The sequence below is a fragment of the Allobosea sp. NPDC055594 genome (assembly GCF_053618995.1).
In genome coordinates this window covers 1-23968 of sequence record NZ_JBSHIO010000015.1, presented here as the reverse complement: position 1 = coordinate 23968, position 23968 = coordinate 1, and the positions used below count along the sequence as shown (strand labels likewise).

Here is a 23968-nt window from a genome sequence, read left to right as displayed (position 1 = left end):
GCATGGTGACGCCAGCAATTGACCGAGGAGCCGGGCTTTCGAAGAATGAAAGCCCGTGGCTCGACATCGTTCCCGCAGCATCGCGCTCAAGCGCCAAGCGCGTCCGCGTGTACCGCGCGCTTCCCAATATCGAGATTCTGCCGGTTCGGGCGTCGATTCGACGCCCGAACCGGCAGCGCAGCGAGACAGGCGCTTCCACCTGCGGTCACAAGCCTGAAAGGGACATGATGACTACGAATACCACTGCGACGACCGACAAGGAACTGTTCGTCGCCTACCTGAAGACCAAGGCGAACAACTACGGCGACAACGTCGGCAATCTCTAACTGTCCAGTTTTAGGTTCTACAGCCTGGACGATGTCGCCACCGAAATGGTGGACGGCATCTTCAGCAACTACCCGGAGCCAATACCTGAACTGGATTTCGCCATTCAGGAGTTCGAGGGGCCAGGACGGCTGGAAGCAGGTTGTCGAGGCCCGCCGGCGCAGATCGACGATCTCTCTACTTATCTAGATACAAGAGAGACGCAATTTCGAAAATATAATTATCGCTGACTATAAGATATCAATAAAATAATGAGAAGTATTTAAGCCAAAATTACTCGTCTAATTTGCATCTCGAACTTCTGTTGGATGTATTATTTTAAATAAATTTAACTCATAATTCAAGTTAAGCGCAATCGCTTGTTGCACAATTTACTTAGCATTTGAGCATATTATTGTGAATTTTCTGGTCATCGCCGCCGTCAAAGTCGACATTTAAAAGCACAATTCAATTATGTAGCGACTAGATCTTGCCGAATCATCTCGACCTAGATCGCGCCAGGAGAGCGCCAATCACGTCCTTGATATATACATTTACTGACGCCATTAGGCTTCTTCTCACCACGGCTGCCTGCCCCGCACATAGCCCGGAAAACCAGCATTTTGCCCCGTGATAACGGCGAGATTGGTATTCCCCGACGCCAGCCGTCAGGAACCGATAAGGCGCGCACAACTTCCGCCAAGCCGCTGACGAAGCTTCCGGGATGGATGCGCCTAGCTGTCCGGATGCAAATGGCCTTTGGCATGCGCCTCGAGGAGTCTTTGAGGTTTCGCCCGGGCTCGGCCGACCAGGGCAGTTTTCTGGCGCTGCAGGCCAGCTGGTGCAAAGGCGGCAGGGCTCGAGCTATCCCGCTCGTCCACGACCGGCAGCGCCATCTCCTGCAGGAAATCCACGACGCACCCGGCGACCGCTCACAGATGGCGGCCGGCATGACCTACAAACAAGCCCGTGACGCGATCGAGAATGCCACCTGGGGCGCCGGCATCCGCAACATGCACGGTCACCGGCACTCGTATGCGCAGCGGCGCTACCAAACGCTGCGGGGCGTCCCCTGCCCTGCTGCGGGCGGCAAGACATGCGAGAACATCACCGGGGCCGAGCGCGCGGCTGCCCTCTCCGTCAGCGCAGCATCTTGGGCAGCCAAAGTGAGAGTTCGGGGACAAGCGTAATGATCGCCAGCGTCAGGAACAGCGGCACATAGAACGGCATCAGCGCCTTAAAGATTGCCGGCATCGGTGCCTTGGCTATGTCGGCCAGCAAAAAGAGCGCCAGCCCCATTGGTGGCGTCAACAATCCGATCATCAGGTTAAAGATGAAGATGATTCCCAAATGCACTGGGTCGACGCCTGCCATCACGAGGGGCGCGGATACGAGCGGCGCCACCAGCAGCGTCGCGGTGGTGCTATCAAGGAACATGCCCACAACTAGCAGCAGCAAATTGACGATCAGCAGCAGGACCATCGGCTCGGTCGAGAGCGAAAGGATCGTGCGGGTGAAGGTCTGGGGCAACTGCTCGATCGTCAGGATCCAGCCGAACAAAGAGGCGGCGGACACTATGATCAGCACTGCCGATGTCGATTTGACCGTGTCGAACAACGCAAAGCGCAGGCGCGCCCAACTGATCCCGCCATAGAATACCATCGTGATCAGCAGAATGTAGGCGACCGTAACCGAGGCAGCCTCCGTGGGCGTAAAAACGCCCAACAGCATGCCTCCGACCAGCAGGACCGGCGTCAGCAGCGCAGGGGCCGCCGGCAGGAAAGAACGCCAAACCTCTCGCAGGCTCGGCCACGCCTTCGCGCGCGGATGATTGTAACGAAACGCCAGCCAGGCGACGGTGCCCATCAGCAGCGCAACATAGAGCAGCGCCGGCACGATGCCTGCGACAAGCAACTGAACGATTGAGACGCTGGTGACGGAGCCGTAGATAATGATCGGAATCGAAGGCGGAAAGATCGGCCCGACTACCGCCGAAGCGCCGGTGATCGCCGCGGAATAAGCGCGGGTGAAGCCGACATTAACCATGGCGCGCACCTCAATGCGACCCAGGCCACCGATATCGGCGAGTGCCGCGCCGGAGGTGCCTGAGAAGATTAGTGACCCCAGGACGTTGACCTGCGCCAATCCACCAGGGACGCGGCCGGCCAGGGTGTGGGCGAAGCGAAAGATATCGCTGGTGATGCCACTCTGGTTCATCAGGCTGCCGACAAAGATGAACACCGGCACGGCGACGAGTGGAAAGCTGTCGAGCGCATAGGTCATGCGCTGCGCAATCAACTCGATCGGGAAACCGGCTACGAGAACATAGATTAGCGCTGGGACCGCGATCGCGACGACGACAGGAAAGCCGAGAATGAAAAAGGCCATAAAGGCCAGGACGACAGCAATGGACATGAGCTCGCTCCGCTCCGTCAGATCTTCATGTCTTCAGGTAGGTTGAGCTCTTCTTCTGGCTCCTGTTCCTGCGGAAAGGTGATGTAGATTGGTCGGCCCTGCAGGACCTTGAACAGCTGGATGCCACATTCGAGCGTCGTCATGCCGAAACTGATGAGAGCGGCGCCGAAGAACAGCCAGTACGGCATTCCCAGTGTCGGCGTGGCGTTGTCGAGATTTTTCGTAATGGCTACCGCTGTCGCCACAGTCGCCGTGGCAAAGGTGGCGACCACGACGATGGCAGTTAGGATCTTGGCGACACGGATGAACCGCACTGGACAGAGCAACAAGATCTCTTCCATGCGGATATTCGCGCCGCCGGCCACTACGCAGGGCAACGCAATGAAAACTGTGCAGATCAACATGTAGCGCGCCAGTTCATCGAGTCCTATCACCGGATTCCCGATGATTTCGCGCGTGATCACCTGAAAAAAAGGAAGCAGTACCATCAGCACCAGCATGACGAGACTGCCCCAGCGAAAAACCCAGCGCAGGGGCTCTACAGCGCGGTCGACGGCATAGGCGCGGCTGTCGACGGCGAGCAACGTAACGGAAGCATCCGGAGAGGTGGTCATGCTCGTCATGCAAATGGTCTCGCAGGGAGGCAACTGGAGTGCGGCAAGCGGTCGAGCCAGCCGGAGAGGCCGGCTCTGAGGTGCTTGTCCAGGCAGCTAGGCGCCGGACGTCTCGGTGGAATCGCCACCCGGTTACTTCACGGCTGAGATCCGCTCGATAAACGGCCCCCAGGTCGGAAAATCGACCAAGACCTGAGCGCCGACAGCCTTGCGGAACTCCTCGACCTTGAGACCGTCGCTCTCGGTGATGAACTTCATACCCTTCTTCTTCAGCTCGTCGATGAGCTGAACCTCGGAGGCCTGGCCTAGCTTGAGGGTCTCGTCGCCGAGTTCAGCCGCCACGCCCGTGAGGATTGCGCGATCTTTCTCCGGGATCGACTGCCAGGTCTTTTCATTGATGAAAACCGGCAGCACGTTCTGCATGTGGCTGGTCAGCATCACATGCGTCTGCACCTCGTAGAGCTTATTGGCGTTGATCATGGTCAGCGGATTTTCCTGCCCGATCACCATGCCGGTCATCAGCGCCGTCGGCAGTTCGCCAACCTCGACCGGCGTAGGTACGGCACCCATTCCTTTGATCATCGTAGTCCAAAGCTGCAGAGGCACGCCGCGGAAGCGCTGGCCCTTGAGATCGGCCGGCGAATAGACGGCCATCTTGGCCGTCATCTGCCGGGCGCCACGATAGAGCCGGCCTATGATGCGGATATTGGCCTGGGCGACAAGCTTGTCGGAAAGCTCCTTCATCACCTCGGATTTGGCCGGATCCGTCGCGGCCATTGCGTGCGGGCCGTCGCGATAGTTGAACGGCGCCGCAAAGACCGCGATCTCCGGCAACAGCCGAGCGAGCGAGGCGAATTCGTGATGCGCAAGCGGGATTGCGCCGCTGCGGACGCCGTCGATCGTTTCTTGAGTGCCGCCGAGCTGAGAGTTTGGAAAGACCTGAACCTGGACCCGGCCTTCGGTACGCTGCTTCACCCGCTTGGCGAACTCCTCACCATACCAGTATTGGATATCGCCCTCCGAACCGACATGCGCGTAGCGGATCGTAACCTGCGCTTGGGCCGGCAGCGCCAGACCAAGCGAAAGGCCCACTCCCAGAGCTGCTGCTCTCAATACGTCGCGCTTCCTCATCATCATTTCCCCCATGGCGTTGCGTTGTTTGCTTATTGTCCAGCGCTGCGGTCCGAGCTCGTTGATTGTTGGCAATTCGGTGAGACGCAGCTGCCTCTCGCGCTAAGCCTCTTCACAATGAGCGCGTGGAGCCCGCCATCACAGCCGAAAACGCATCCAGTCGTCGAGCCATGGAACGCTGCCCAAGCGTCGAGGCGCATTCAACACGTGAAATCATGGCGTCCCCGCTCCCCGCTCATTGGCATCCCGTCCGATGGGAGGCACGCAGATGGCCCGATCGTTTCCATCAATCCCTTGCAAGGCACTTCGCAAGCTTGCATGCAAGAATCAGGACGTCAATCAGTTTGACACCTATAGCGCGCTAGGCGGCAGTCTTTCTTGCATACAAAGAAGGGCGGGTTCAAGCTGGAGGGTTAGATGATCCCAAATTTTGAGCTGGTCGGAGTATTTCAGTGTGCCCGGGTCAGTCGGAGAGAACTGAACACCCCGGGCAGCGAGAAGATGTCGCGACATTCGGTGCCAGGCGGCAATATGCCGGCGTTACTGGCGTGTCTGGATAATCGCGAGCAGGGCGTCTCGAAGTCCGGCAATCCGAGATTGCGCACGACAATGGTTCAGGCCGCATGGCTGTGGCTGCGCTACCAGCCGGGTTCGACGCTGTCGCGTTGGTATCAGGAACGTGTCAGCCCGGCCATGCTCCCCAGAACCATGTCAAAGCTAACATAGCGACGCCCATCCTGCGCTGGCTGTTAGCCAGCGCAGGATGGGAAAACCTCTATGCTTCGATTGAGGCTTTCCTGCCTCAGCTCACGCGTAGTCGACTGTCACCTCGCCAACCCCCTCAAAAACCGCCCGGATTTCGTCGCCGGGAGCGGCGAAGCAGTGGCCCGTGCAGGTTCCGGTGCTGACGATCTCGCCTGCGGCCAGCGTAATGCCCCGGGAGTTCAGCCAGTTGACGAGCCAGGTCAGCGACGTTCGCGGATGCCCCATCGCCGCCTCGCCCGTACCCGATTTCACCCAGGTGCCATTGAGATAAAGGTCGATGCGCGTATTGGGCAGGTCGAGCTTGCGCCAGTCCGGAATGGGATCACCGTGCACGATCGCGGCGCCGCCGCCATTGTCCAGGCACGACCCCAGATAGCCGCTCACCCCATACCAGTCGGGGAAGACGGTATCGCCGATCTCCATGGCCAGAACCATGCAACCGATCGCCTGGTCCACCTCTTCCTCGGTGTAGGGCGTGGAACGCGGCACGAGCTCCTTGTCCATGATGAAGGCGAATTCGCACTCGTTGTTGCGGTAGTTGATGAACAGTTCAGGTGGCAGCGTCGATCCGCTCTTGAACACGTTGCCCTTGTAGAGCCGGCCGGGCGACGGGTAGGGCAAGCCTTCGGCACGACGTACGGTCTCGCTCGCGGCACCGATCTTCCAGCCGATCGGGGGCAGCCCTCGGCGGGTGTCGAGTTCCAGCACGATCCGGGTGATGCTGTCCCAATGCCGCGTTCTCAGCCGCTCCGGAAGCTCGATCGTCGCCCGGCGCTCGCGTGCGTTCGCCAACAGCTCGACGACTTCGTGCACCTCAGCGTCGGTCAGCGGCGTCTGGCGGGCGCAGGGTGTCGCACAGCCCGGAAGGGTGGCGCCGAAAATCGGCCGCCCGACCTCGGTCAACGAGGGGCTTTCTTGTACTGACGTCACAACTTTCTCTCTCTGTTTCAATGAATTGTCGTGCAGGTCATCGCGCAGGGCGCGCTGGAGGACCGGCTGAACGATGAAGACGGCGGTGGGGGCATGTCCCGCCGGGCCGACGCCGCTATTCCGCGGTATCATTGCCGAGGCGCCCCCGCGCCGACATTCAGGCCGCGGCGAGGCGGAAGCGCATCAATGTCGGCGCGTCGTCATTCATGAATGGAGCGCTTCTTGATCGCATAGACCGCCAGGATCGTCACCGCACAGCACAGCATGAGGTAGGTGGCGACGTAGATCGGCTTTCCGCCCGCGGCGGCAACGAGGTAGGCGGCAATGAGCGGCGTCGGACCTGCAATGATGACGCCGTTGAGCTCTCGGGTCATCGCCAATCCCGAGAAGCGATAACGGGTGGGGAACAGGTTGGCGAGGAATGCCCCCTGCGCGCCTGCCATGGCGCCAAATCCGATTCCGTAGCAAAGGCTGATGCCCAGAATCGACAGCGCCAGGCTATGCGTATCGAACATCCAGAATAGCGGATAGGCAAAGATCAGCACGAAAAGCGCACCTCCGGCATAGACGGCGGCGCTTCCGATACGATCAGCCAGCATGGCGAAGATCGGCGTGCCGACGATCCCGAAGAATGCTCCGACCACCACGGCGGTCAGGCTCGCGGTGCGCGACATGCCGGCCGTGTTGACCATGTAGCTGAGCGAGAAGGTGTTCAGGATATAGGCGTTGGCGTTGTGACCCGTAACGCTCAGGAAGCCGAAAAGGACCTCCTTCGGGCTGTTGCGAAGCAGATCGAGCATCGGAACGCTTTGTCGTTCACGCTTCGCCTCGGCCCGTTCCATCGCCGCGACGTATTCGGGCGTTTCGTCGAGATGCTTGCGAATATAGAGCGCGACCATGAACAGGACGCCGGACAGCAGGAACGGCACGCGCCAGGCCCAGCCGAGCAGTACCTCGTCGGGCAGGAAGGACATGGCCAGGAACGAAAGCGTCGCCAGCATGACGCCGACCACGGTCGCCGCATTCGGCAAGCTCGTGTAGAAGGCTCTCTTGCTCGGCGGCGCGTATTCGGCGACCAGAACGATCGCGCCGGCGAGTTCGGCGCCCGCGCCGAAACCCTGGAGAAGACGCAGGAAGACGAGCAGTACCGGCGCTGCGATGCCGATGCTCGCATAGGTCGGAAGCAGGCCCATGCAGACCGTCGCCAACCCCATCAGGGCGATGGTCAGAATGAGCGCCGGCTTGCGTCCGAACCTGTCCCCGATATGGGAAATGACGACACCACCGATTGGCCTGGCGAAATACCCCACAGCGAAGGTGGCGAATGCCGCCAACAACCCGGTCGTTGATGTCAAGTTTGGAAAAAATAGCTTGCTGATGATCAGCCCGGAGGCGGCGCCGTAGAGGGCATAGTCATACCATTCGATCACCGTACCGACGGTCGCTGCGATGACCGCCTTGCGGATGTTTGCCTTGTCGGCCGTGCGCCGCGACGATTGAATGTCGAACGCCGTATCCGTTACTGACATGCGATTTCCTTCCCTTGCGATAGCCATGTGCAGATCGGCTCGATGGGCTTCCGGCACCGCCGACCCTTCCCCGTCAGCCCGACGGGCGTTTTCTTCTGGTCCCGCTTGTGACCGGCGCCGTGCTCGAGAACGGTTGGAGAATGGGTTGGTCGAAAATTGTCTGGCAGGGCTGCCCCGGATGCGCCCACCGCCATTCGAGGCGCGCGAGGACGGTGTCCGTAGCCTGGTAGGTCGGGCGCCCGATGATCGCCAGCCGGCCGACATGGTCACTTTCCATGTCCGGCGTTCCCACCTTGATGACGCTGACATCGGGGGGAACCGAAAGCCCTAGACGATCGAAGGCTTCCAGCACGGTATTGCCGTCCAGAAAGCTCGATATCACCACCGCGGTCGGGGATTTGGTTCGCCCGCCGGCAAATAGTGGCTGCAGCGCACCGACGAGGGCTTCGACCTTTCGTTCCGCCAGGTTCGGCGGCAGGTAGACCGACGGCATGCTGGCTGCCTCCTGGGCGAGCAGGTTCCTTGCCAGGTCGAAGGCGCGGACGCAGAGCTTGAAGAAATTCTGGTCGCTCTGCTCCGAAACCCAGGCGATTCTCTCATGTCCGAGCGGGATCAGGTGTCGAAGGGCGAGCTCGACACAGGTTCCAGGGTCGTTGGAAATCGCATCGACATCCAGGCCGTCGGCGGCCTGCCCTTCGATGATGACGACCTCGCTGAGGTCGCGAAGCTGCGCCAGCATGGAGCTCCGGAGGGTGGAGGTCCGCGGCTGGACAATGCAGGCATCGAAGCGCCGCCCGCCGCGGAGCATGTCCATCACCTGGGAGCTCTGGCTGTAGGTGAGCACCATCGAGTCGCAACCGCGCTCCATCAAGGCCCGATGGAGCAGAGAGGCGATAGCGTCGCTGCGCTCGTAGGGGCTGTCATGGGCCAGCGTCAGGACAGTTCTGCCCTTCGCATTCGCGGCTTGCGCGGGACGGGGGGTGACGAATGTCCCTCGTCCGACATGGCTTGCTATCACCCCGTCCGACCGCAATTGCGCAAGCGCGCTCTGCACGAAATGCTGGCTGACCTGATAGTCGCTCATCAGTTGCCGGACTGTCGGAAGCCGCGCGCCGGCGGGCATGCCGGCGACCAGCTTGCGTAGATCTTCGACGAGACTGTCTGAGGAAATGATCGAGGTCATCGCTTCAGTCTTGATGAATTGGCTGATCCCCGGATGCGGCCGGAGCGCGAACGAAGGCGGCGCGATGCCCGAGGCGCGCATTGATCTGCCGGGGGCGCTAGAACGCTTCTTCTCAAGCTCCCGCCCCGTTTTCTCAGCAAGCCCTTAGCTCGCAGTTCGCACGCCCGATCCCGCGCGCCGCCTGGTGACTTTCCATCGCGAGGCCGGATCCAGTTCGGCGTTCGGCGAATATCGCAACAGCCAATCAATCGGTCAATGCAATAAATCATTCATACGAAAGCGTCATTAGTGCAGTTTTTGTTACGAGTGTTGGCCGTAGATTGTATCGATTGATAGCCGTACCGGCTTGTATGAACAGCTTCGGAGCAGCTGCTAAACGAGTTTCGGTCGCAGCGCGATCGAAGCGCCACCCTCTCACACGCCGAACTGATGGGGTGAATCTCCGACACGATCCGCGCCTTGTCCTCGGCAGACCCGTCCCGACGGCGCCCCGCACCCGTGAAGACCTCAAACCGCCGAACCGGCTCGTCGAGCTCGACGCTCGATCTAAGCGCAAGCTCTGAAATCGTCATATGTCCAAGCGGCGTCGTCACTTTAACCAGGAGCATGCGGTTCGCGTTGCAGAAGGAGCGGCATGAGCCATCCGCCTGTCAGCTAGAGACCCGCAAGAACCTGGTGATTTTGGCGAAGGCGGCGGCAGCGCAGGGCGCGAGAGCGATTGGCGTCTGCGGGGGCCTGATCGGCGACCATCTGCGGCCGATTTCATGGCTGATCGGTGATTTCGGACGGCTTCATCCCCTTGCGGCAGCCCGCTCATGGAAGGTCAGCCTGTCGAAATTGTAAGCGATGTTGGCGAGCGTCAGCTTCGCTTCAGCCCGCGCCCGACCGATGGCGCGGATGAACAGGCCGAACCTGCTCTTCTGATGAGCGAAGACGTACTCCACCGCCGCCCGGATCGCGGATTTCTCAAGAAGCTGTGTTACCCGCCCCGGCGTATGATCACAGACAAACTCGGCTCCTATGCCCCGGCCCTGCGCCAAATAATGCCGGCGATCGAGCATCGCGCTCATACGGGCCTCAATAGCCGGGCGGAGAACTCGCACCTGCCTCTCCGAAAACGAGAGCGGATCATACAAGGCCTTCGCTCCCCGGGCGGCCTGCAACGCTTCGTCTCGATCCTCTCCGTTCTCCGAAACCTCTTCGCCCCGCCCCGCTCAAGCCGTGCAGCTTTCGCCACTCATCTCCACCGTCTCGGCGCCATCACTCATTGGAAAGCCGTAGCCAGCGTCGCCGCCTGAGCTAACCTCCGGCGTTGATCTGGCCCCTCCACGCGTCGATCGCCGTTTACGTGACATCGCCGTCTCGGAAGCCTCAGCGTATCGGCTGCTGAAAGCGCATGATCTGATCACCAGCCCGGCCTGCATCGCCATCAAGGCGGCGGGCGACTTCAAGGACAAGACCTCGGGGCCCAACCAGCTCTGGCAGACTGACTTTACCTACCTGAAGATCACCGGCTGCCCGTCGTAGAGAGGCAGACCAGCGACGGAGTGGTGGTATTCGCCTTACTCTCCCGCGCGAACCAGGCTGCCGCCTTTGACAGGATATCGCGCTCCTGGCGCAGGCGCTGGCTCTCGCGGCGAAGACGGATCAGCCCCTCGCGCTCGATAGCGGTCGCGCCGTCGCTGCGCAGGCTGGCATCGCGATCAGCCTGACGGACCCAGTTCGCAATGGCTTGCGCCGTCGACACGAGCTCCTGCGGGTGCTCGCGTCGATCAAACCAGCCTACATCTGGAAGCTGCCCTCACCGGGAATGCATGATTGGGCGCGAACAGTTCCTACGAGCTTGCAGAGGTAATAATATCATATTATACTATTTTTATGAATGCTAGATCGAACACCCTTGGCTCGTCCGGACGCCGCAGCGCCCGCGGCGATGTGTTGGTCGACCGGATCGGACAGCGCGTTGTTTGCGCCGTGCTCGCGGGCGATACGGACCCGTTCACCGAAAAGTCCCTGGAAATCGAATTTGAAGTCAGTCGCACGGCCGTTCGCGAGGCGATCAAGGCCTTGTCGGCCAAGGGGTTGGTTGAAACCCGTCAAAAGATCGGAGTGCGCTCTCGCCGGTCTTCGGAATGGAATCTTTTCGATCGGGATGTGCTGCGCTGGGTACTCGCCGATGGCCACAACCCAGTTGCGGTAACGCAGTTGATCGAAGTGCGACGGCTGATCGAGCCTCAGGCTGCCTGCTTTGCGGCGGAACGACGATCAGATGAGGAGGCGCTGGCGATCGAGGCCGCTGCCCGTCGAATGCACGAGAAGGCCAACGATCTTGCAAAATTCAACGATGCGGACATGGCCTTCCACGTCGCCCTCTTCGCGGCGACGCAGAACGACTACCTGATCTGCCTCGGCCGCTCGATCTCCGGCGCGCTTCTCGGCGCTTTCGAAATCTCCGCAAGCTCATCCGAACGCGCCATCGCCTCGGCGGCAAAGCATCTGCGTGTGGCCGCTGCTGTGCTTGCCCGGGACGGGGCTGCTGCCAGCGCCGCCATGATGGCGATCATCGACCAGTCGTCCTCCGACCTCGCGATGGGTCTGGGTTCACGACGCAACGGCCCAGATTGAGAGCCTCATGAAAATCACCGACATCACCACGTTGGTCGTCAATGCCGAAATGCGGAACTGGGTGTTCGTCAAGGTCGTGACCGACCAGGACGGACTCTATGGCTGGGGCGAGGCCACGCTCGAATGGAAGACCCGTGGCGTCGTCGGCACGATCGAGGATCTGAAGCCGCTGATCATCGGGCGCGATCCCCGCGACATCGAGCAGATCGCCCGCATCCTGCAGAAGCAGAGTTTCTGGCGGCTCGGCGTCATCGGAATGTCGGCGATCAGCGGCATCGAGCAGGCGCTGTGGGACATTTGCGGCAAGGCGCTCGGCCAGCCGGTCTGGCGGCTGCTCAGCGGACAGGTCCGTGACGAGTTGCCGGTCTACACTCATCTCGGCCTCGGCGACATGCGCGCGGTCTACGAGACCTTCGAGCCGATCGCTCTGGCCGACAGTGCGCTGGCCTTGATCGATCAGGGCTATGACGCGCTCAAGGTCGTCTTCATCCCCTATACGCACTACACCGCGACCGCGAAGGGCCTGCGTCATGTCGATGCGCTGATGGCGTCGCTGCGCAAGGCCGTCGGCGACGATGTCGAGCTGATGGTCGATTTCCATGGCCGCTGCGCCTCGGCGGCCGCGGCGATGCGCTACATCGAGGTGCTGGCGCCCTACAAGCCGCTCTTCGTCGAGGAGCCGGTGCCGCCGGGCGAGATCAATTCGCTGAAGACGATCACGGCAACCTCGCCCTGCACGATTGCGACCGGTGAGCGTCTGGTCCACCTGGATGAATTCGAGCATCTCTTCTCGGCCCGCGCCACACACATTGCCCAGCCCGATCTCTGCCATGTCGGCGGCCTCTCGCAGGGGCGCAAGATCGCGGCAATGGCGGAAGCCGCGGGTATTGGGCTCGCGCCACATAACCCGCTCGGCCCGATCGCGGGCGCTGTCGCGCTGCATTTCGGCTTCGCCACCCCCAACGTCATCATCCAGGAAGAAATGGTCGGTGCCGTGCCCTGGTACGACGAGGTCGTCAGCCTGCCGATGCGTCGGGTCAAGAGTGCCTGGCAGCTGCCGGAGACCCCCGGACTCGGCATCGAGGTGAACGAGAAGGTCGCCGCCGCTCACCCCTACAAGCAGGAGATCCTGCACACCCAGCATGCGGTTACCGCCGACGGCACCGTCGTGGACTGGTGAGGACGAGACGATGAAGATCACCAAGCTGACCCCGATCGTTACCTACAGCCCCTTTTCGGACTGGGTCTATGTCCGCGTCGACACCGACCAGCCCGGGCTCGTCGGCTGGGGCGAATGTTCGCTGCCATCCAAGCCCAACGCACTGGCGGGCGCCATCGAGGACCTTGAGAAGCTGGTGGTCGGAGCCGACCCACGCGACACCGAATGGTGCTGGCAGCGCATGTATCGCCACGCGTTCTGGCGCGGCGGCCCGATCCAGACGGCGGCGCTGTCGGGGGTCGACATTGCGCTGTGGGACATTCGCGGCAAGATCGCTGGCGAGCCGATCTACAAGGTAATGGGTGGTGCAGTCCGCAAGCGAATCAAACTCTATGCTAATTGCGGGCTGTCGGAGGATCCGGACGAGTTCCGCCGCCGCGTCCGACACGCTCGGGACCTCGGCTACCGTATCGTCAAGATTTACCCGCTGCCCTCGGTGAACCATGTCGAGGGGCTGGCCGTGCTAAGGCGGATTGTCGCCTGCTGCGAGGCGGTGCGCGACGAGCTCGGCGACGACGGCGATTTCGCTCTCGATTTCCACGGCAAGCTGGCGGCAGGTTTCGCCGTCGAGGTCGAAGCAGCGGTGCGCCACACCAAGCCGCTCTGGATCGAGGAGCCGGTTCTCCCGGAAACCCCGACTGCGCTGCAGCGCCTGGCCGAGAAGTTCGTCGTCCCGATTGCGGTCGGCGAGCGACTCTTCACAAAGTTTGCCTTCCGCGAGGTGCTCGAGAAGCAATGGGCGGCGATCATCCAGCCCGACGTCGCCAATGCCGGCGGCATCACCGAGATGATCAAAATCGCCGCGCTCGCCGAGACCTATGGCGTCGGCTTTGCGCCGCATAATCCCAACGGGCCGATCCAGTCGATCGCCAGCATGCATCTTGCCGCGGGCCTGCAGCCCTTCGCGCTGCTCGAACACCGCCACGAACATCCCGATTTCATCGGCAAGCTCGGCAGCTTCGTGCCCAAGGTCGAGGCGGATGGCTGCGTCGGACTGCCGCCGGGCCCGGGGCTTGGCTGCGATCTCAACGAGGATTTCGCCCGCGCCACCCCCCAGGGAAGCTGGATTCCGGAAGCCTTCCGCGAAGATGGCACCATCGCGGACTGGTGAGGGCGCGATGAACTACACCTTCCAGTTCCGGCCGGTCTGGGCCCGTTTCGAACAATTGCTCGACGGCGCCTGGATGACTGCGCAGCTCTCGCTGGCGACGCTGGTGCTGGGCATGCTGCTGGGCATCGTGGCCGCTCGCCTGCTGACCGGCGGGCCGGCCTGGGTCCGCCCGCTGGTGCGCTCCTATGTCGAGCTGATCCGCAACACGCCGCTCCTGGTGCAGCTCTTCATCGTCTATTTCGGTTTGCCTTCATTGGGAGTGCGGATCGGCGCGACCGAAGCAGCGCTGATCGGGCTCGTGATCAATCTCGGCGCCTATTCCTGCGAGATCATCCGGGCCGGGATCGAGTCTGTGCACCGCAGCCAAGTCGAGGCGGGCGTCTCGCTGGCGCTGACGCCGTTCCAGGTCTTCCGCCACGTGGTGCTGCCGCCGGCGCTGCAGAGCGTCTATCCGGCACTGTCGAGCCAGTTCGTGCTGGTGATGCTGGCGACCAGCGTTGCCTCGGCGATCTCGGCCGACGAGCTGACTTCAGCGGCCAACACCATCCAGTCGCAGAGCTTCCGTAGTGTCGAGGTCTATGCGGTGACCGCTGGGCTCTACCTGGCGATGGCTATCGGCTTCCGCGCGCTGCTGGCGCTGATCGGTCTGGTGCTGTTCCCGCGTCAGAGGCGTGCGCTGATGTCCCTGGTGATGGCCCGATGATCCGCGAATTCGCTCTCACCGACCTCCCCTATCTGCTGCAGGCGGCCGGCGTCACCCTGATGCTGTCGTTCCTGACCTTCATCGGCGGTGCCTTGCTCGGCCTGCCGGTCGCAATCATGCGGGCGGCCCGGCCCTGGCTCCCGAAGCTCCTGGCGCTGGCCTACATCCAGCTTATCCAAGGCATTCCGGTCCTGCTGCTGCTGTTCCTGTTCTATTACGGGCTCGGCCTGTTCGGGTACCGGCTGCCGACCCTGGTGGCTGCCGCTATCGGGCTCGTGCTCTACGCCAGCGCTTTCCTGGCCGATATCTGGCGCGGCGCCATCCAGTCGATCCCGCGCACCCAATGGGAGGCGGCCGATGCGCTGGCACTGACGCCAGTTCAGAAGTTGAGCCGCGTGATCATCCCTCAGGCTATCCGGCGCGCCACGCCGCCGACAGTTGGCTTCATGGTGCAGATCGTCAAGAACACCTCGATCGCCTCGATCATTGGCTATGTCGAGCTGTCACGCGCCGGCCAGCTCGTCAACGACTCGACCTTCCAGCCTCTGCCGGTCTTCTGCACCGTCGCCGCGATCTATTTCCTTATCAATTTCCCGCTTTCCGCCCTGAGCCGCTGGCTTGAAAGGAGGCTCCATGGCGCTGGTTGAGATCCATGACGTCCAGAAAAGCTACGGCTCGGTCCAGGTCCTCAAAGGCGTCTCGCTCGAGGTCGAGAAGGGCGAGGTCGTGGCGATCATCGGCCGCTCCGGCTCAGGCAAGAGCACGCTGCTGCGCTGCGTCAACGGGCTCGAGACGATCCAGGCCGGCGAGATCAGGCTCGGCGGCCAGGCCCTGACGCAGGATGGCGCGGCCCTGCGCGAGCTGCGCAAGCGCGTGGGTATCGTCTTCCAGAGCTACAACCTGTTTCCGCATCTGACCGTGCTTGAGAATCTGACGCTGGCGCCGCGGCTGGCGAAGAAGATCCCGCGCCGCCAGGCGGACGAGACAGCTCTCGAAATGCTGAAGCTCGTGGGTCTAGCCGAGAAGCGCGACAGCTATCCCGATGCTTTGTCCGGCGGCCAACAGCAGCGCGTAGCGATCGCGCGCGCCCTGACGATGAGCCCCGAGCTGATGCTGTTCGACGAGGTCACCTCGGCGCTCGATCCGGAGCTGACGGAGGAGGTGCTGTTCGTGATGGAGGATCTGGCGCGCCGGGGGATGACGATGATCCTCGTCACCCATGAGATGGGCTTCGCCCGCCGTGTGGCCGACACGCTGGTCTTCATGCACAGCGGCAGAATCTGGGAAATCGGTGCTGCGAAAGAGCTTTTCGAAGCCCCGAAGACGGCGGAACTGCAGCAGTTCCTGAAATCGACGCTCAAATAAAAAATCGGGAGGAAACAATGTTCAGGATCATGTTCAAACTAGCGACGGCTGCGGTTGCGGCACTGCTCGTCGCCGGCGTGTCATCGGCGCGGGCTGATGCGCTCAACGACATCCAGTCGCGCGGCAAGGTGCTGATCGCCATCGACACCGGCAGCCCGCCCTTCGCCGTCAACAATGCCCAGCATCAGCCCGAGGGCGCCGATGTCGACGTCGCCCGCCTGCTCGCCAAGGATCTCGGCGTCGAGGTCGAGTTCGTGCCGGTGACCGGGCCCAACCGGGTGCCTGTGCTGCAGACCGGCAAGGCCGATCTCGTCATCGCCTCGTTCTCGATCACGCCCGAGCGCGCCCGCTCGGTCAATTTCTCGATCCCGCACGGCGCCCTGAAGCTCGTCGTTTGGGCGCCGAAATCGGTCAAGATCGCCTCGATCGATGACCTTGCCGGCAAGCGCATCGGTGTCACGCGCGGCGGGATCCAGGACACGGACGTGACCGCGATGGCCCCGAAGGGCACCAATATCGTCCGTTTCGACACGGATGCCACCGTGACTGCGGCCATGCTGGCAGGCCAGATCGACGCCATGGCGACTGCCGACCATGTCGCGGCCGCCATCGCCGAGCGCAATCCGGCCAAGGAGCTGGAAGGCAAGTTCACCATCCGAAACTCCTATTATGCGATCGGCGTGCGGCAGGGCGAATTCAACCTGCTGCAATGGGTCAACACCTGGATCCAGTTCCACAAGCAAAGCGGCAAGCTCGCCGCAATCTACAAGCAGTGGATGAAGTCCGACCTGCCTGAGCTGCCGGTATTCTAGGCCTCCGCAACTACAAGACCTGTGGCGGTCCGCTCGTGGCCGCCACCCTCCAACGCGATCTCACCGGGCTTCGTCATGACCGAACTCGATCAGGCCAAGATGAGCCAGGCACGCAAGAATTGGCCTGCTGCCGGTTTCGTGGACACCGAGATTGGGTGTTTCATGAAGTCGGAGGTGGCGTATGCAGCGAAGACGATTTGGGCGTGGGTTCAAGATCGAGGCGGTCCGTCTGATCAAGGATCGCGGAGCGAGCGTGGCGCGGGCGTCTCGGGACCTGGATGTCCATGAGAACCAGCTCCGCAAATGGGTTAAGCTCTTCTCTGCCGATCCTGCGCAGGCCTTTCCCGGCCACGGCCAGATGAAGCCGGAGCAGCTTGAGATCGAGAGGCTGCGACGGGAGGTGGCCAAGCTCAAGGCGGAGCGCGACATCCAAAAAAAGGCCGCAGCCTACTTCGCGAAGGACGTGACATGAGGTTCACGTTCATTGCGAAGCACCGGGGATCTGGCCGGTGGCGTGGCTTTGCGAAGCGCTGGATGTGTCGCGCTCGGGCTTCCATGCCTGGCTCAACGACGGCAGCGCAGCTCACCGAACACGTCAGCCGCATCGCGCTCCACCGCGATCGCCTCGTCATCGAGCACAGAAGCGATGAACCCGAGACGACCGACGCAGCGCTGATCGTCCCGTTCGCATGGCAGCCGTCCGGCCGGCGGCAGGGCCTTGCGTACGAACCTGCGGGCCGCCCGCCTCGATCCCGCTGCGGCACAGGCGCTGCTCGCCGGGATCGCGCGCTCGCGCCGCTGGATTGGCGAACTGCTTGCCGGCAGCGCAAGCATTGCCGCGCTCGCCGAGCAGGCCGGCCTCGACCAGCGCCATCTGCGCAGGCTTCTGCCGCTCGCCTGCCTCTCGCCGCACATCGTCGAGGCCATCGCCAATGGCACCGCCCCGGCTAACCTCACCCTCAGCGCCCTGACGAGCGCCCTCCCCCATGACTGGGCCAGCCAGGAACAACGCTTACTGATCGGCTGACGAATAACGCCAAGCCACTCCGCCTGACCGCGCTCCGGATACGCCGGCGCGGCCGTCGACAGGTCGCTTGCAATCCCTCGAGCTGTCTTTGCCGCGTCTCAAACCGGTCTCGCAGGATAACCAAACGGTCTCAGCTAGTTAGCTGCGGACATTCCGAATCGCCTGGCGCAGACTGAGGCCAAAATTGCTCGAATATCAGGTGTCAGGGCAACGCCCAGAGACCGCAAAAAATCGCCCAAGCCTTTGAATTTACGAGACAACCACCAGAAGAGCCACGGAACCGGGCTGGGTGGCTGGGGCGGGAGGATTCGAACCTCCGAATGGCGGTACCAAAAACCGCTGCCTTACCACTTGGCGACGCCCCAATGCGGCTTGCCTTCTAGAGCGCGGCGACGGCGCGCGCAATATCGGATCGGCGTCGATCACAAGATGTCTCGGCCCTGGCGGCCGCCATCTCAGCTTTCTGCAGAAGTTTGCGTTTTCCTGTCGGTTGCCTGTTGCGCAGCATCAAGCGGCTGGCTATAAGCCGGCCACCAGTTGATCGGAGTGTGGCTCAGCCTGGTAGAGCACCTCGTTCGGGACGAGGGGGTCGCAGGTTCAAATCCTGCCACTCCGACCAAAAATTCCAGTTCAGTCAACTGGTTAAGAGGGCGCCTCAGGGCGCCCTTTCTTTTTTGCCGGGCAGGCCAGCGATCGATGACCGCCCGACTGATTGGCGGCCATGCGCTCGGGGCGCTCGCCGTCACCTCCCGTTCCGTGCCGGCTGCGTCGCCCCGGCGTCGTGCCCGAAGGTGACGCGATCAGCGATCACGAGGACGGATAGGATCGCGAGGGGCGAGTAGCCTGTGGGCACAGAAAGCGGCCCGGCATTTCTCGACGGCAGATAGCGCCGGCTCCAGCATTTTCGCCCCGTGGCGCCCCCGACCGGCTTTCGCTAGGCTATGTCCCGGCAAGCGGAGCAGGGCCGGCAATGACGCGCATCGTTCGAATCGCTGCAATCCTCGGCCTGGCGCTTACGCTCGCCGGCTGCGACCGTTGCGGCAAGCTGCTGGAACTCGACATGTTCCTCCAGCCGGTGAAGAAGGTCTGCACCGACAGCAAGCCCGGCGGCTGAGCTCGCCGCCCCCCTCGGCGAGGGTAGCCGATGCGTAGCGCCCTGCGCCGCGGCGGCCGGACCTCCGAGCCTGCCGGTGGATGTCGATTGGCGATCTATCTCTTTGTGAAAGCGTCCGATTCGCCCGAAAAGCGATTTCCACTTCTCGGCATGATGCTCTAGAACGGCCGCGCGCGGCACAGGGCCGGCCGGCTCCGGATTCAGCCATGAACCAGAGCCGCGAACAGAGGACGGACAACGAGATGGCCGAGCCGCTCACCTTCGACCGCGAGGCGCTGAGCTCTGGTACGGTGGTGCAGCTTTCGCCGCTGGTACGCCGCATCGTCGCCGGCAATGGCGGGCCGATGACCTTCACCGGAACCTGCAGCTACATCGTCGGCCACGGCAAGGTCGCGATCATCGACCCCGGCCCCGACGACCCCGCCCATCTCGCCAGCCTGCTCGCGGCAGTCGCCGGCGAGAGCGTCGAGCAGATCGTCATCACCCACACCCATCGCGACCATTCTCCGGCGAGCCGTGCCATCAAGGCCGCGACCGGCGCCGCGATTGTCGGTTGCAGCCCGCACCGCCCCGCCCGCGAGCTCGCGCTCGGCGAGATCAACCCGCTCGACGCCGCAGCCGACAGGGACTACGCGCCGGATCTGGTGATGGGCGATGGCGACGCCGTTTCCGGCCAGGGCTGGAGCCTGCGCGCGGTCGAGACGCCCGGCCACACCGCCAACCATCTCGCCTTCGCCCTCGACGAGGAGGAGACGCTGTTCTCGGGCGACCATGTCATGGCCTGGTCGACCTCGATCGTCGCGCCGCCCGACGGCTCGATGGTCGCCTATATGGCCTCGATCGAGAAGCTGCGCGGCGCGGACCATCGCCTCTATTGGCCAGGCCATGGCGGGCCGGTGCGCGAGCCGCAGCGTTTCCTGCGCGGGCTGGTGCAGCACCGGCTCCAGCGCGAAGCGGCGATTGTCAACCGGCTGCGGGCCGGCGACGAGACGATCTCGGCCATGGTGCCGATGATCTATCTGGATCTGGCGCCGGCGCTGCATGGCGCCGCCTCGCTGTCGGTCCTCGCACAGCTCGAGGATCTGGTCGCGCGCGGCATCGTGCTCTGCGACGACGCCCTGCCCGCGCTGGCGAGCCGCTACCAATTGGCTTGAGAGCCGAGCCTCAGCGCAACTCCACCAGCAGCTTCACCTCCTCGTCGAAGGCGGCGATGCGCCTGGCATTGCCGCCGAAATCGAAACCGCCGAGCCGCGAGGCCGAACGGATGTCGATCCGGCTGCCATCGGCGCGCGGCCGGATCCGGATGGTGATGTCGTCGACCAGACGCAGCACGCGCGAATGCGCCACCGCATCGAGCCGCCCCGCGCCGCTGCGCCCCCCCGGCGCCGCGCCCTCCAGCACCCGCCAGCCGAGATTGACTGAAGCCTTGCGGGCGATGTCATAGGCGACCTCGGCCGGCAGCTCGAGCACGATCGGCAAAGCGCGCGGATAGCCTTGGCGCTGCGCCTTGCGCCGCTCGGCCGGCACGTCCGGCGGCACCAGCCCCTGACGCGCCGCGAGCGCGACGCGCGAGCGGCTGAAGGCCGGCGGCTCCTCGATATCGGTCGAGACGTCGCTGAGCAGCGGCAGCGTCGCGAGTTGGAAACCGGCATAAGCCACCGGCAGCAGCAGGAGCAGGCTGAGCACGAAAGCGAAGGCGGCGATGCCGATGCCGCGATGCCCGTCCTGCCAGATCCGCACGAAGGCGGCGAGCGACAGCAGCAAGGCCAGAAGAACAAAGACATAGGCTCCGGCGATCGGCGCCAGCCTTTCCACCGAAGGCTGCCCGAAGCGGAAGATCACCACCGCGAGCACGACGACCGTCAGACCGAACAGCGCCAGCCGGCGGCTCCAGATCGCCGCACGCGAAACCGGTTCCTCGAAGACGAGACGGCGGTGCATGCCTCTTAGGTGGCCGAGCGCCGCGCGGAAGGCAAGCGGGCGATTTCGGCACCGCTTCCTGGTAGGTCATCCCGGCCGGCGCCGCGAGACAGCACAGAGCCGGGATCCCAGCCTGAACTTCGCCGGAACAGGCTCTGGCATGGGTCCCGGGTCGGGCTGCGCTCGCCCGGGACGACCGGAAAAAGCCCGGGCGACGCGCTCAGTCGATTGCCCGAACCGCCCCCTTCGCCGCGCTGGTCGCCAGCGCCGCATAGGCCTTCAGCGCGGTCGAGACCTTGCGCTTGCGCGGCGTCGCCGGCTTCCAGGCATCCTTGCCCTTGGCCTCCATCGCGGCACGGCGGCGCGCCAGTTCCTCGTCGGAGATCTTCAGGTTGATGCTGCGGTTCGGGATGTCGATCTCGATGACGTCGCCGCCCTCGACCAGGCCGATCGCGCCCCCTTCCGCCGCTTCCGGCGAGACATGGCCGATGGAGAGGCCGGAGGAGCCGCCCGAGAAACGCCCGTCGGTGACCAGCGCGCAGGCCTTTCCGAGCCCTTTCGACTTCAGATAGCTCGTCGGATAGAGCATTTCCTGCATGCCCGGCCCGCCGCGCGGCCCCTCATAGCGGATCAGCACGATCTCGCCGGGCTTGACCTTGTTGTTGAGGATGCCCTCGACCGCCGCGTCCTGGCTCTCGAAGATCACCGCGGCGCCCGAGAAGGTCAGGATCGAGGCGTCGACGCCGGCCGTCTTCACGATGCAGCCATCGAGCGCGATGTTGCCGTAGAGCACGGCAAGGCCGCCATCCTGCGAATGGGCATGCGCCCTGTCGCGGATAACGCCGGTCTCGCGGTCGAGATCGAGCTCGGCATAGCGCCGGTCCTGGCTGAAGGCGGTCTGCGTCGGCACGCCGCCCGGCGCGGCGCTGTAGAAGCTCTTCACTGCCTCGCTGGTGGTCTGCCTGATGTCCCAGCGCTCGAGCGCCTCGGCCATCGTCGCGGCATGCACGGTTGGCAGCGAGGTGTCGATCAGCCCGGCGCGATCGAGCTCGCCGAGGATCGCCATGATGCCGCCGGCGCGGTGCACGTCCTCCATATGGACATTGGCGACCGAGGGCGCGACCTTGCACAGCACCGGGACATTGCGCGACAGCCGGTCGATATCGGCCATGGTGAAGTCGATCTCGGCCTCATGCGCCGCTGCCAGCAGGTGCAGTACGGTATTGGTCGAGCCGCCCATCGAGATGTCGAGCGTCATCGCGTTCTCGAAGGCCTTGAAGCTCGCGACATTGCGCGGCAGCACCGAGGCGTCGTCCTGCTCGTACCAGCGCTTTGCGATGTCGACGATCAGATGGCCGGCCTCGACGAAGAGGCGCTTGCGGTCGGCATGGGTCGCCAGCGTCGAGCCATTGCCCGGGAGCGCCAGGCCGAGCGCCTCGGTCAGGCAGTTCATCGAATTTGCGGTGAACATGCCCGAGCAGGAGCCGCAGGTCGGGCAGGCCGAGCGCTCGATCACCTCGACTTCGCTGTCGCTGAGGTTGCTGTCGGCGGCCGCGACCATGGCATCGACCAGATCGACCTTCTTCAGCACGCCCTCGGCGATGAACTTGCCGGCCTCCATCGGGCCGCCCGAGACGAAGACGGTCGGGATGTTGAGGCGCATCGCCGCCATCAGCATGCCTGGCGTGATCTTGTCGCAGTTCGAGATGCAGACCATGGCGTCGGCACAATGGGCGTTGACCATGTACTCGACGCTGTCGGCGATCAGCTCGCGCGAGGGCAGCGAATAGAGCATGCCGTCATGGCCCATGGCGATGCCGTCATCGACCGCGATGGTATTGAATTCCTTGGCGACGCCGCCAGCCTTCTCGATCTCGCGCGCGACGAGCTGGCCGAGATCTTTCAGATGCACATGGCCCGGCACGAACTGGGTGAACGAGTTCACCACCGCGATGATCGGCTTGCCGAAATCCGAATCCTTCATGCCGGTGGCGCGCCAGAGCCCACGGGCGCCGGCCATGTTGCGGCCATGGGTGGTGGTGGCGGATCTCAACCTCGGCATGCTTGACCTCTTCGCCCATACGCTCAAACAGAGAGTTTGGGACTAAGGCTAGCGACCGCGGCTGACCAGCCAAAATTGAATTATTCGATTTTGACCATCGGCGCGGTCCATGCTGCGGGCGCGAAGCAGGATGAGGGCTGGAAAAGGGAATGGTGTGACGGCGCTCCGCAACATCGACATCGACCTGCTGCGCTCCTTCGTCACCATCGCCGAATTGCGCTCCTTCACCCGTGCCGCCGCCGCCCTGTCGCGGACGCAGTCGACCATCTCGACGCAAGTGCGCCGGCTCGAGGAGATCGCCGGCCAGACCCTGCTGCGGCGCTCGCCGCAGGAGGTGCTGCTGACCCGCGCCGGCGAGGATTTCCTCGGCTATGCCCGCCGCATCGTCGCACTGCATGACGAGGCGCTCGACGTGGTCAGGGCACAGGGCGTGTCGGGACGCGTCCGTCTTGCCGTGATGGACGACTACGCCACCATCGTCCTGCCCGAGACCCTCGCCCGCTTCGCCCGCTCGCATACGGAGGTCGAGCTCGAGGTCACCACCGGCTTCACCCGCGATCTGATGAATGCGCTTGGCGAGGAGTTCGACCTCGTGCTCGCCACCCAGCGCGCCGGCGACGGGCGCGGCGAGGTGCTGCGCACCGAGCGCACCGCTTGGGCGGCCTCCGACCGGCATGATCTCTCGCTCGCCGGCCCGCTGCCGCTCGCCTTGTTGAAGGCGCCGAACATGTATCGCGAATGGGCGCTGGAGGCGCTGAACGAGGCCGGGCTCGGCTGGCGCATCCTGTTCTCCAGCTCCAGCATCGGCGCCGTCGAGGCGATGGCGGCGGCTGGCGCCGCGCTGACCGTGGTCAAGGCCGGCACCGCACGGCCCGGCCTGCGCCTGCTCGGCACCGAGCACGGGCTTCCCGCCCTGCCCGCTTCCGAGATCGCGCTGCATCTCGCCCCGGGACGCCCCGGCGCCGCGGCCCGCGCGCTCAGCAGCTTCCTCGCCGAGGCGCTCCGGGAAGGCCGCGAGAGCTAGCCCTCGCGCTCGGGCAGGCTTTCCACCAGGATTTCGCGTTTTCCGGCGTGGTTTGCGGGGCCGACGATGCCCTCGTTCTCCATGCGCTCCATGATCGAGGCGGCGCGGTTGTAGCC

General features: G+C 63.5%; 25 protein-coding genes, 2 tRNA genes and 4 pseudogenes. 19 read left to right on the top strand and 12 right to left on the bottom strand.

Annotated elements, in window-relative coordinates; all coding sequences use genetic code 11:
- Positions 1 to 2 precede the first annotated feature (2 nt).
- Both ACWGRX_RS22570 and ACWGRX_RS22565 read left to right on the top strand, forming a co-directional pair.
- Positions 3 to 326, top strand: a complete 324-nt coding sequence (locus tag ACWGRX_RS22570; protein ID WP_452119392.1) for a hypothetical protein — start codon at positions 3 to 5, stop codon at positions 324 to 326.
- A gap of 600 nt (positions 327 to 926) precedes the next feature.
- Positions 927 to 1493 carry a site-specific integrase gene (locus ACWGRX_RS22565; RefSeq protein ID WP_452119391.1) on the top strand — a complete coding sequence of 189 codons (567 nt, stop codon included), beginning with the start codon at positions 927 to 929 and terminating at the stop codon, positions 1491 to 1493.
- Here ACWGRX_RS22565 and ACWGRX_RS22560 read toward each other — a convergent pair.
- The 3 genes from ACWGRX_RS22560 to ACWGRX_RS22550 form a co-directional block, all read right to left on the bottom strand.
- A complete protein-coding gene (locus ACWGRX_RS22560; protein WP_452119390.1) occupies positions 1444 to 2718 on the bottom strand; it encodes a TRAP transporter large permease in 1275 nt (424 codons plus the stop codon). The genes ACWGRX_RS22565 and ACWGRX_RS22560 overlap by 50 nt on opposite strands.
- Positions 2719 to 2735: 17 nt before the next feature.
- Complete coding sequence (locus ACWGRX_RS22555; protein ID WP_452119389.1) at positions 2736 to 3341, bottom strand: TRAP transporter small permease; 606 nt, start codon at positions 3339 to 3341, stop codon at positions 2736 to 2738.
- Positions 3342 to 3464: 123 nt separating this feature from the next.
- Positions 3465 to 4463, bottom strand: coding sequence for a TRAP transporter substrate-binding protein (locus ACWGRX_RS22550; RefSeq protein ID WP_452119388.1), 999 nt, complete (start codon positions 4461 to 4463; stop codon positions 3465 to 3467).
- A 558-nt stretch (positions 4464 to 5021) separates the two neighbouring features.
- Here ACWGRX_RS22550 and ACWGRX_RS22545 point away from each other — a divergent pair.
- Positions 5022 to 5147, top strand: a pseudogene (locus ACWGRX_RS22545) (transposase); the annotation flags it as partial.
- Between the two features lie 123 nt (positions 5148 to 5270).
- Here ACWGRX_RS22545 and ACWGRX_RS22540 read toward each other — a convergent pair.
- The 3 genes from ACWGRX_RS22540 to ACWGRX_RS22530 form a co-directional block, all read right to left on the bottom strand.
- Positions 5271 to 6131: a 2-keto-4-pentenoate hydratase gene (locus tag ACWGRX_RS22540; RefSeq protein WP_452119387.1), complete on the bottom strand. Its 861-nt coding sequence runs from the start codon at positions 6129 to 6131 to the stop codon at positions 5271 to 5273.
- Between the two features lie 227 nt (positions 6132 to 6358).
- Entirely contained in the window at positions 6359 to 7687 is a 1329-nt protein-coding gene (locus ACWGRX_RS22535; protein WP_452119386.1) for an MFS transporter, read from the bottom strand.
- A 73-nt stretch (positions 7688 to 7760) separates the two neighbouring features.
- A complete protein-coding gene (locus tag ACWGRX_RS22530) occupies positions 7761 to 8951 on the bottom strand; it encodes a GntR family transcriptional regulator (RefSeq protein WP_452119385.1) in 1191 nt (396 codons plus the stop codon).
- Positions 8952 to 9368: 417 nt separating this feature from the next.
- Between ACWGRX_RS22530 and ACWGRX_RS22525 the strand changes: the two genes are divergently transcribed.
- A complete protein-coding gene (locus ACWGRX_RS22525) occupies positions 9369 to 9713 on the top strand; it encodes a hypothetical protein (RefSeq protein ID WP_452119384.1) in 345 nt (114 codons plus the stop codon).
- Here the strand turns inward: ACWGRX_RS22525 and ACWGRX_RS22520 are convergent.
- A complete protein-coding gene (locus ACWGRX_RS22520) occupies positions 9662 to 9940 on the bottom strand; it encodes a hypothetical protein (protein WP_452119444.1) in 279 nt (92 codons plus the stop codon). The genes ACWGRX_RS22525 and ACWGRX_RS22520 overlap by 52 nt on opposite strands.
- Here ACWGRX_RS22520 and ACWGRX_RS22515 point away from each other — a divergent pair.
- Positions 9836 to 10168: pseudogene (locus tag ACWGRX_RS22515) on the top strand (DDE-type integrase/transposase/recombinase); the annotation flags it as partial. The gene ACWGRX_RS22520 and the pseudogene ACWGRX_RS22515 overlap by 105 nt on opposite strands.
- Before the next feature lie 58 nt (positions 10169 to 10226).
- Positions 10227 to 10385: pseudogene (locus tag ACWGRX_RS22510) on the top strand (IS3 family transposase); the annotation flags it as partial.
- Here the strand turns inward: ACWGRX_RS22510 and ACWGRX_RS22505 are convergent.
- Positions 10378 to 10617 carry a transposase gene (locus tag ACWGRX_RS22505; protein WP_452119383.1) on the bottom strand — a complete coding sequence of 80 codons (240 nt, stop codon included), beginning with the start codon at positions 10615 to 10617 and terminating at the stop codon, positions 10378 to 10380. The pseudogene ACWGRX_RS22510 and the gene ACWGRX_RS22505 sit on opposite strands and share 8 nt — an antisense overlap.
- A 191-nt stretch (positions 10618 to 10808) precedes the next feature.
- Here ACWGRX_RS22505 and ACWGRX_RS22500 point away from each other — a divergent pair, with 191 nt between their 5' ends.
- From ACWGRX_RS22500 to ACWGRX_RS22460, 9 genes and pseudogenes are all read left to right on the top strand, one after another.
- On the top strand, positions 10809 to 11495 hold the full coding sequence (locus tag ACWGRX_RS22500) for a FadR/GntR family transcriptional regulator (protein WP_452119382.1): 687 nt from the start codon (positions 10809 to 10811) through the stop codon (positions 11493 to 11495).
- A gap of 7 nt (positions 11496 to 11502) precedes the next feature.
- The gene (gene dgoD, locus ACWGRX_RS22495) at positions 11503 to 12675 is read left to right on the top strand and encodes a galactonate dehydratase (protein ID WP_452119381.1); all 1173 of its coding nucleotides are present in this window, start codon (positions 11503 to 11505) and stop codon (positions 12673 to 12675) included.
- A gap of 10 nt (positions 12676 to 12685) precedes the next feature.
- The gene (dgoD, locus tag ACWGRX_RS22490; RefSeq protein ID WP_452119380.1) at positions 12686 to 13825 is read left to right on the top strand and encodes a galactonate dehydratase; all 1140 of its coding nucleotides are present in this window, start codon (positions 12686 to 12688) and stop codon (positions 13823 to 13825) included.
- Between the two features lie 7 nt (positions 13826 to 13832).
- Positions 13833 to 14528: an amino acid ABC transporter permease gene (locus ACWGRX_RS22485; RefSeq protein WP_452119379.1), complete on the top strand. Its 696-nt coding sequence runs from the start codon at positions 13833 to 13835 to the stop codon at positions 14526 to 14528.
- A complete protein-coding gene (locus ACWGRX_RS22480) occupies positions 14525 to 15175 on the top strand; it encodes an amino acid ABC transporter permease (protein ID WP_452119378.1) in 651 nt (216 codons plus the stop codon). The genes ACWGRX_RS22485 and ACWGRX_RS22480 overlap by 4 nt, the downstream gene beginning before the upstream one ends.
- Positions 15162 to 15893 carry an amino acid ABC transporter ATP-binding protein gene (locus tag ACWGRX_RS22475; RefSeq protein ID WP_452119377.1) on the top strand — a complete coding sequence of 244 codons (732 nt, stop codon included), beginning with the start codon at positions 15162 to 15164 and terminating at the stop codon, positions 15891 to 15893. The genes ACWGRX_RS22480 and ACWGRX_RS22475 overlap by 14 nt, the downstream gene beginning before the upstream one ends.
- Positions 15894 to 15922: 29 nt before the next feature.
- Positions 15923 to 16705 carry a transporter substrate-binding domain-containing protein gene (locus tag ACWGRX_RS22470; protein ID WP_452119376.1) on the top strand — a complete coding sequence of 261 codons (783 nt, stop codon included), beginning with the start codon at positions 15923 to 15925 and terminating at the stop codon, positions 16703 to 16705.
- A 181-nt stretch (positions 16706 to 16886) separates the two neighbouring features.
- Positions 16887 to 17292 (top strand): annotated as a pseudogene (locus ACWGRX_RS22465) (transposase); the annotation flags it as partial.
- Between the two features lie 131 nt (positions 17293 to 17423).
- Positions 17424 to 17732, top strand: coding sequence for a hypothetical protein (locus ACWGRX_RS22460; RefSeq protein WP_452119375.1), 309 nt, complete (start codon positions 17424 to 17426; stop codon positions 17730 to 17732).
- 290 nt (positions 17733 to 18022) lie between these two features.
- Here the strand turns inward: ACWGRX_RS22460 and ACWGRX_RS22455 are convergent.
- A tRNA-Gln gene (locus ACWGRX_RS22455) sits at positions 18023 to 18097 on the bottom strand.
- 177 nt (positions 18098 to 18274) lie between these two features.
- On the opposite strand from ACWGRX_RS22455, the gene ACWGRX_RS22450 reads away from it, so the two are divergent.
- From ACWGRX_RS22450 to ACWGRX_RS22440, 3 genes are all read left to right on the top strand, one after another.
- Positions 18275 to 18351: transfer RNA gene (locus ACWGRX_RS22450), tRNA-Pro, on the top strand.
- Positions 18352 to 18702: 351 nt separating this feature from the next.
- Positions 18703 to 18846 carry a hypothetical protein gene (locus tag ACWGRX_RS22445; protein WP_291644416.1) on the top strand — a complete coding sequence of 48 codons (144 nt, stop codon included), beginning with the start codon at positions 18703 to 18705 and terminating at the stop codon, positions 18844 to 18846.
- Positions 18847 to 19052: 206 nt separating this feature from the next.
- A complete protein-coding gene (locus ACWGRX_RS22440) occupies positions 19053 to 20000 on the top strand; it encodes an MBL fold metallo-hydrolase (protein WP_452119374.1) in 948 nt (315 codons plus the stop codon).
- 10 nt (positions 20001 to 20010) lie between these two features.
- On the opposite strand, the gene ACWGRX_RS22435 is transcribed toward ACWGRX_RS22440, so the two are convergent.
- Positions 20011 to 20787, bottom strand: a complete 777-nt coding sequence (locus ACWGRX_RS22435) for a DUF1499 domain-containing protein (protein ID WP_452119373.1) — start codon at positions 20785 to 20787, stop codon at positions 20011 to 20013.
- Between the two features lie 199 nt (positions 20788 to 20986).
- Positions 20987 to 22828 carry a dihydroxy-acid dehydratase gene (ilvD, locus tag ACWGRX_RS22430; protein WP_452119372.1) on the bottom strand — a complete coding sequence of 614 codons (1842 nt, stop codon included), beginning with the start codon at positions 22826 to 22828 and terminating at the stop codon, positions 20987 to 20989.
- Positions 22829 to 22982: 154 nt separating this feature from the next.
- On the opposite strand from ilvD, the gene ACWGRX_RS22425 reads away from it, so the two are divergent.
- On the top strand, positions 22983 to 23852 hold the full coding sequence (locus tag ACWGRX_RS22425; RefSeq protein ID WP_291644409.1) for a LysR substrate-binding domain-containing protein: 870 nt from the start codon (positions 22983 to 22985) through the stop codon (positions 23850 to 23852).
- On the opposite strand, the gene ACWGRX_RS22420 is transcribed toward ACWGRX_RS22425, so the two are convergent.
- The coding region (locus tag ACWGRX_RS22420; protein WP_452119443.1) for a DNA translocase FtsK at positions 23849 to 23968 on the bottom strand (120 nt) is incomplete at its 5' end. The genes ACWGRX_RS22425 and ACWGRX_RS22420 overlap by 4 nt on opposite strands.

Excerpts from the sequence above, each read along its gene's own strand:
- ACWGRX_RS22570 (WP_452119392.1), top strand. The coding sequence starts at position 3 with ATGGTGACGCCAGCAATTGACCGAGGAGCCGGGCTTTCGAAGAATGAA.
- ACWGRX_RS22560 (WP_452119390.1), bottom strand. The coding sequence starts at position 2,718 with ATGTCCATTGCTGTCGTCCTGGCCTTTATGGCCTTTTTCATTCTCGGC.
- ACWGRX_RS22555 (WP_452119389.1), bottom strand. The coding sequence starts at position 3,341 with ATGACGAGCATGACCACCTCTCCGGATGCTTCCGTTACGTTGCTCGCC.
- ACWGRX_RS22550 (WP_452119388.1), bottom strand. The coding sequence starts at position 4,463 with ATGAGGAAGCGCGACGTATTGAGAGCAGCAGCTCTGGGAGTGGGCCTT.
- ACWGRX_RS22535 (WP_452119386.1), bottom strand. The coding sequence starts at position 7,687 with ATGTCAGTAACGGATACGGCGTTCGACATTCAATCGTCGCGGCGCACG.
- ACWGRX_RS22530 (WP_452119385.1), bottom strand. The coding sequence starts at position 8,951 with ATGCGCGCCTCGGGCATCGCGCCGCCTTCGTTCGCGCTCCGGCCGCAT.
- ACWGRX_RS22520 (WP_452119444.1), bottom strand. The coding sequence starts at position 9,940 with ATGAGCGCGATGCTCGATCGCCGGCATTATTTGGCGCAGGGCCGGGGC.
- dgoD (WP_452119381.1), top strand. The coding sequence starts at position 11,503 with ATGAAAATCACCGACATCACCACGTTGGTCGTCAATGCCGAAATGCGG.
- dgoD (WP_452119380.1), top strand. The coding sequence starts at position 12,686 with ATGAAGATCACCAAGCTGACCCCGATCGTTACCTACAGCCCCTTTTCG.
- ACWGRX_RS22485 (WP_452119379.1), top strand. The coding sequence starts at position 13,833 with ATGAACTACACCTTCCAGTTCCGGCCGGTCTGGGCCCGTTTCGAACAA.
- ACWGRX_RS22480 (WP_452119378.1), top strand. The coding sequence starts at position 14,525 with ATGATCCGCGAATTCGCTCTCACCGACCTCCCCTATCTGCTGCAGGCG.
- ACWGRX_RS22475 (WP_452119377.1), top strand. The coding sequence starts at position 15,162 with ATGGCGCTGGTTGAGATCCATGACGTCCAGAAAAGCTACGGCTCGGTC.
- ACWGRX_RS22470 (WP_452119376.1), top strand. The coding sequence starts at position 15,923 with ATGTTCAAACTAGCGACGGCTGCGGTTGCGGCACTGCTCGTCGCCGGC.
- ACWGRX_RS22445 (WP_291644416.1), top strand. The coding sequence starts at position 18,703 with ATGACGCGCATCGTTCGAATCGCTGCAATCCTCGGCCTGGCGCTTACG.
- ACWGRX_RS22440 (WP_452119374.1), top strand. The coding sequence starts at position 19,053 with ATGAACCAGAGCCGCGAACAGAGGACGGACAACGAGATGGCCGAGCCG.
- ACWGRX_RS22435 (WP_452119373.1), bottom strand. The coding sequence starts at position 20,787 with ATGCACCGCCGTCTCGTCTTCGAGGAACCGGTTTCGCGTGCGGCGATC.
- ilvD (WP_452119372.1), bottom strand. The coding sequence starts at position 22,828 with ATGCCGAGGTTGAGATCCGCCACCACCACCCATGGCCGCAACATGGCC.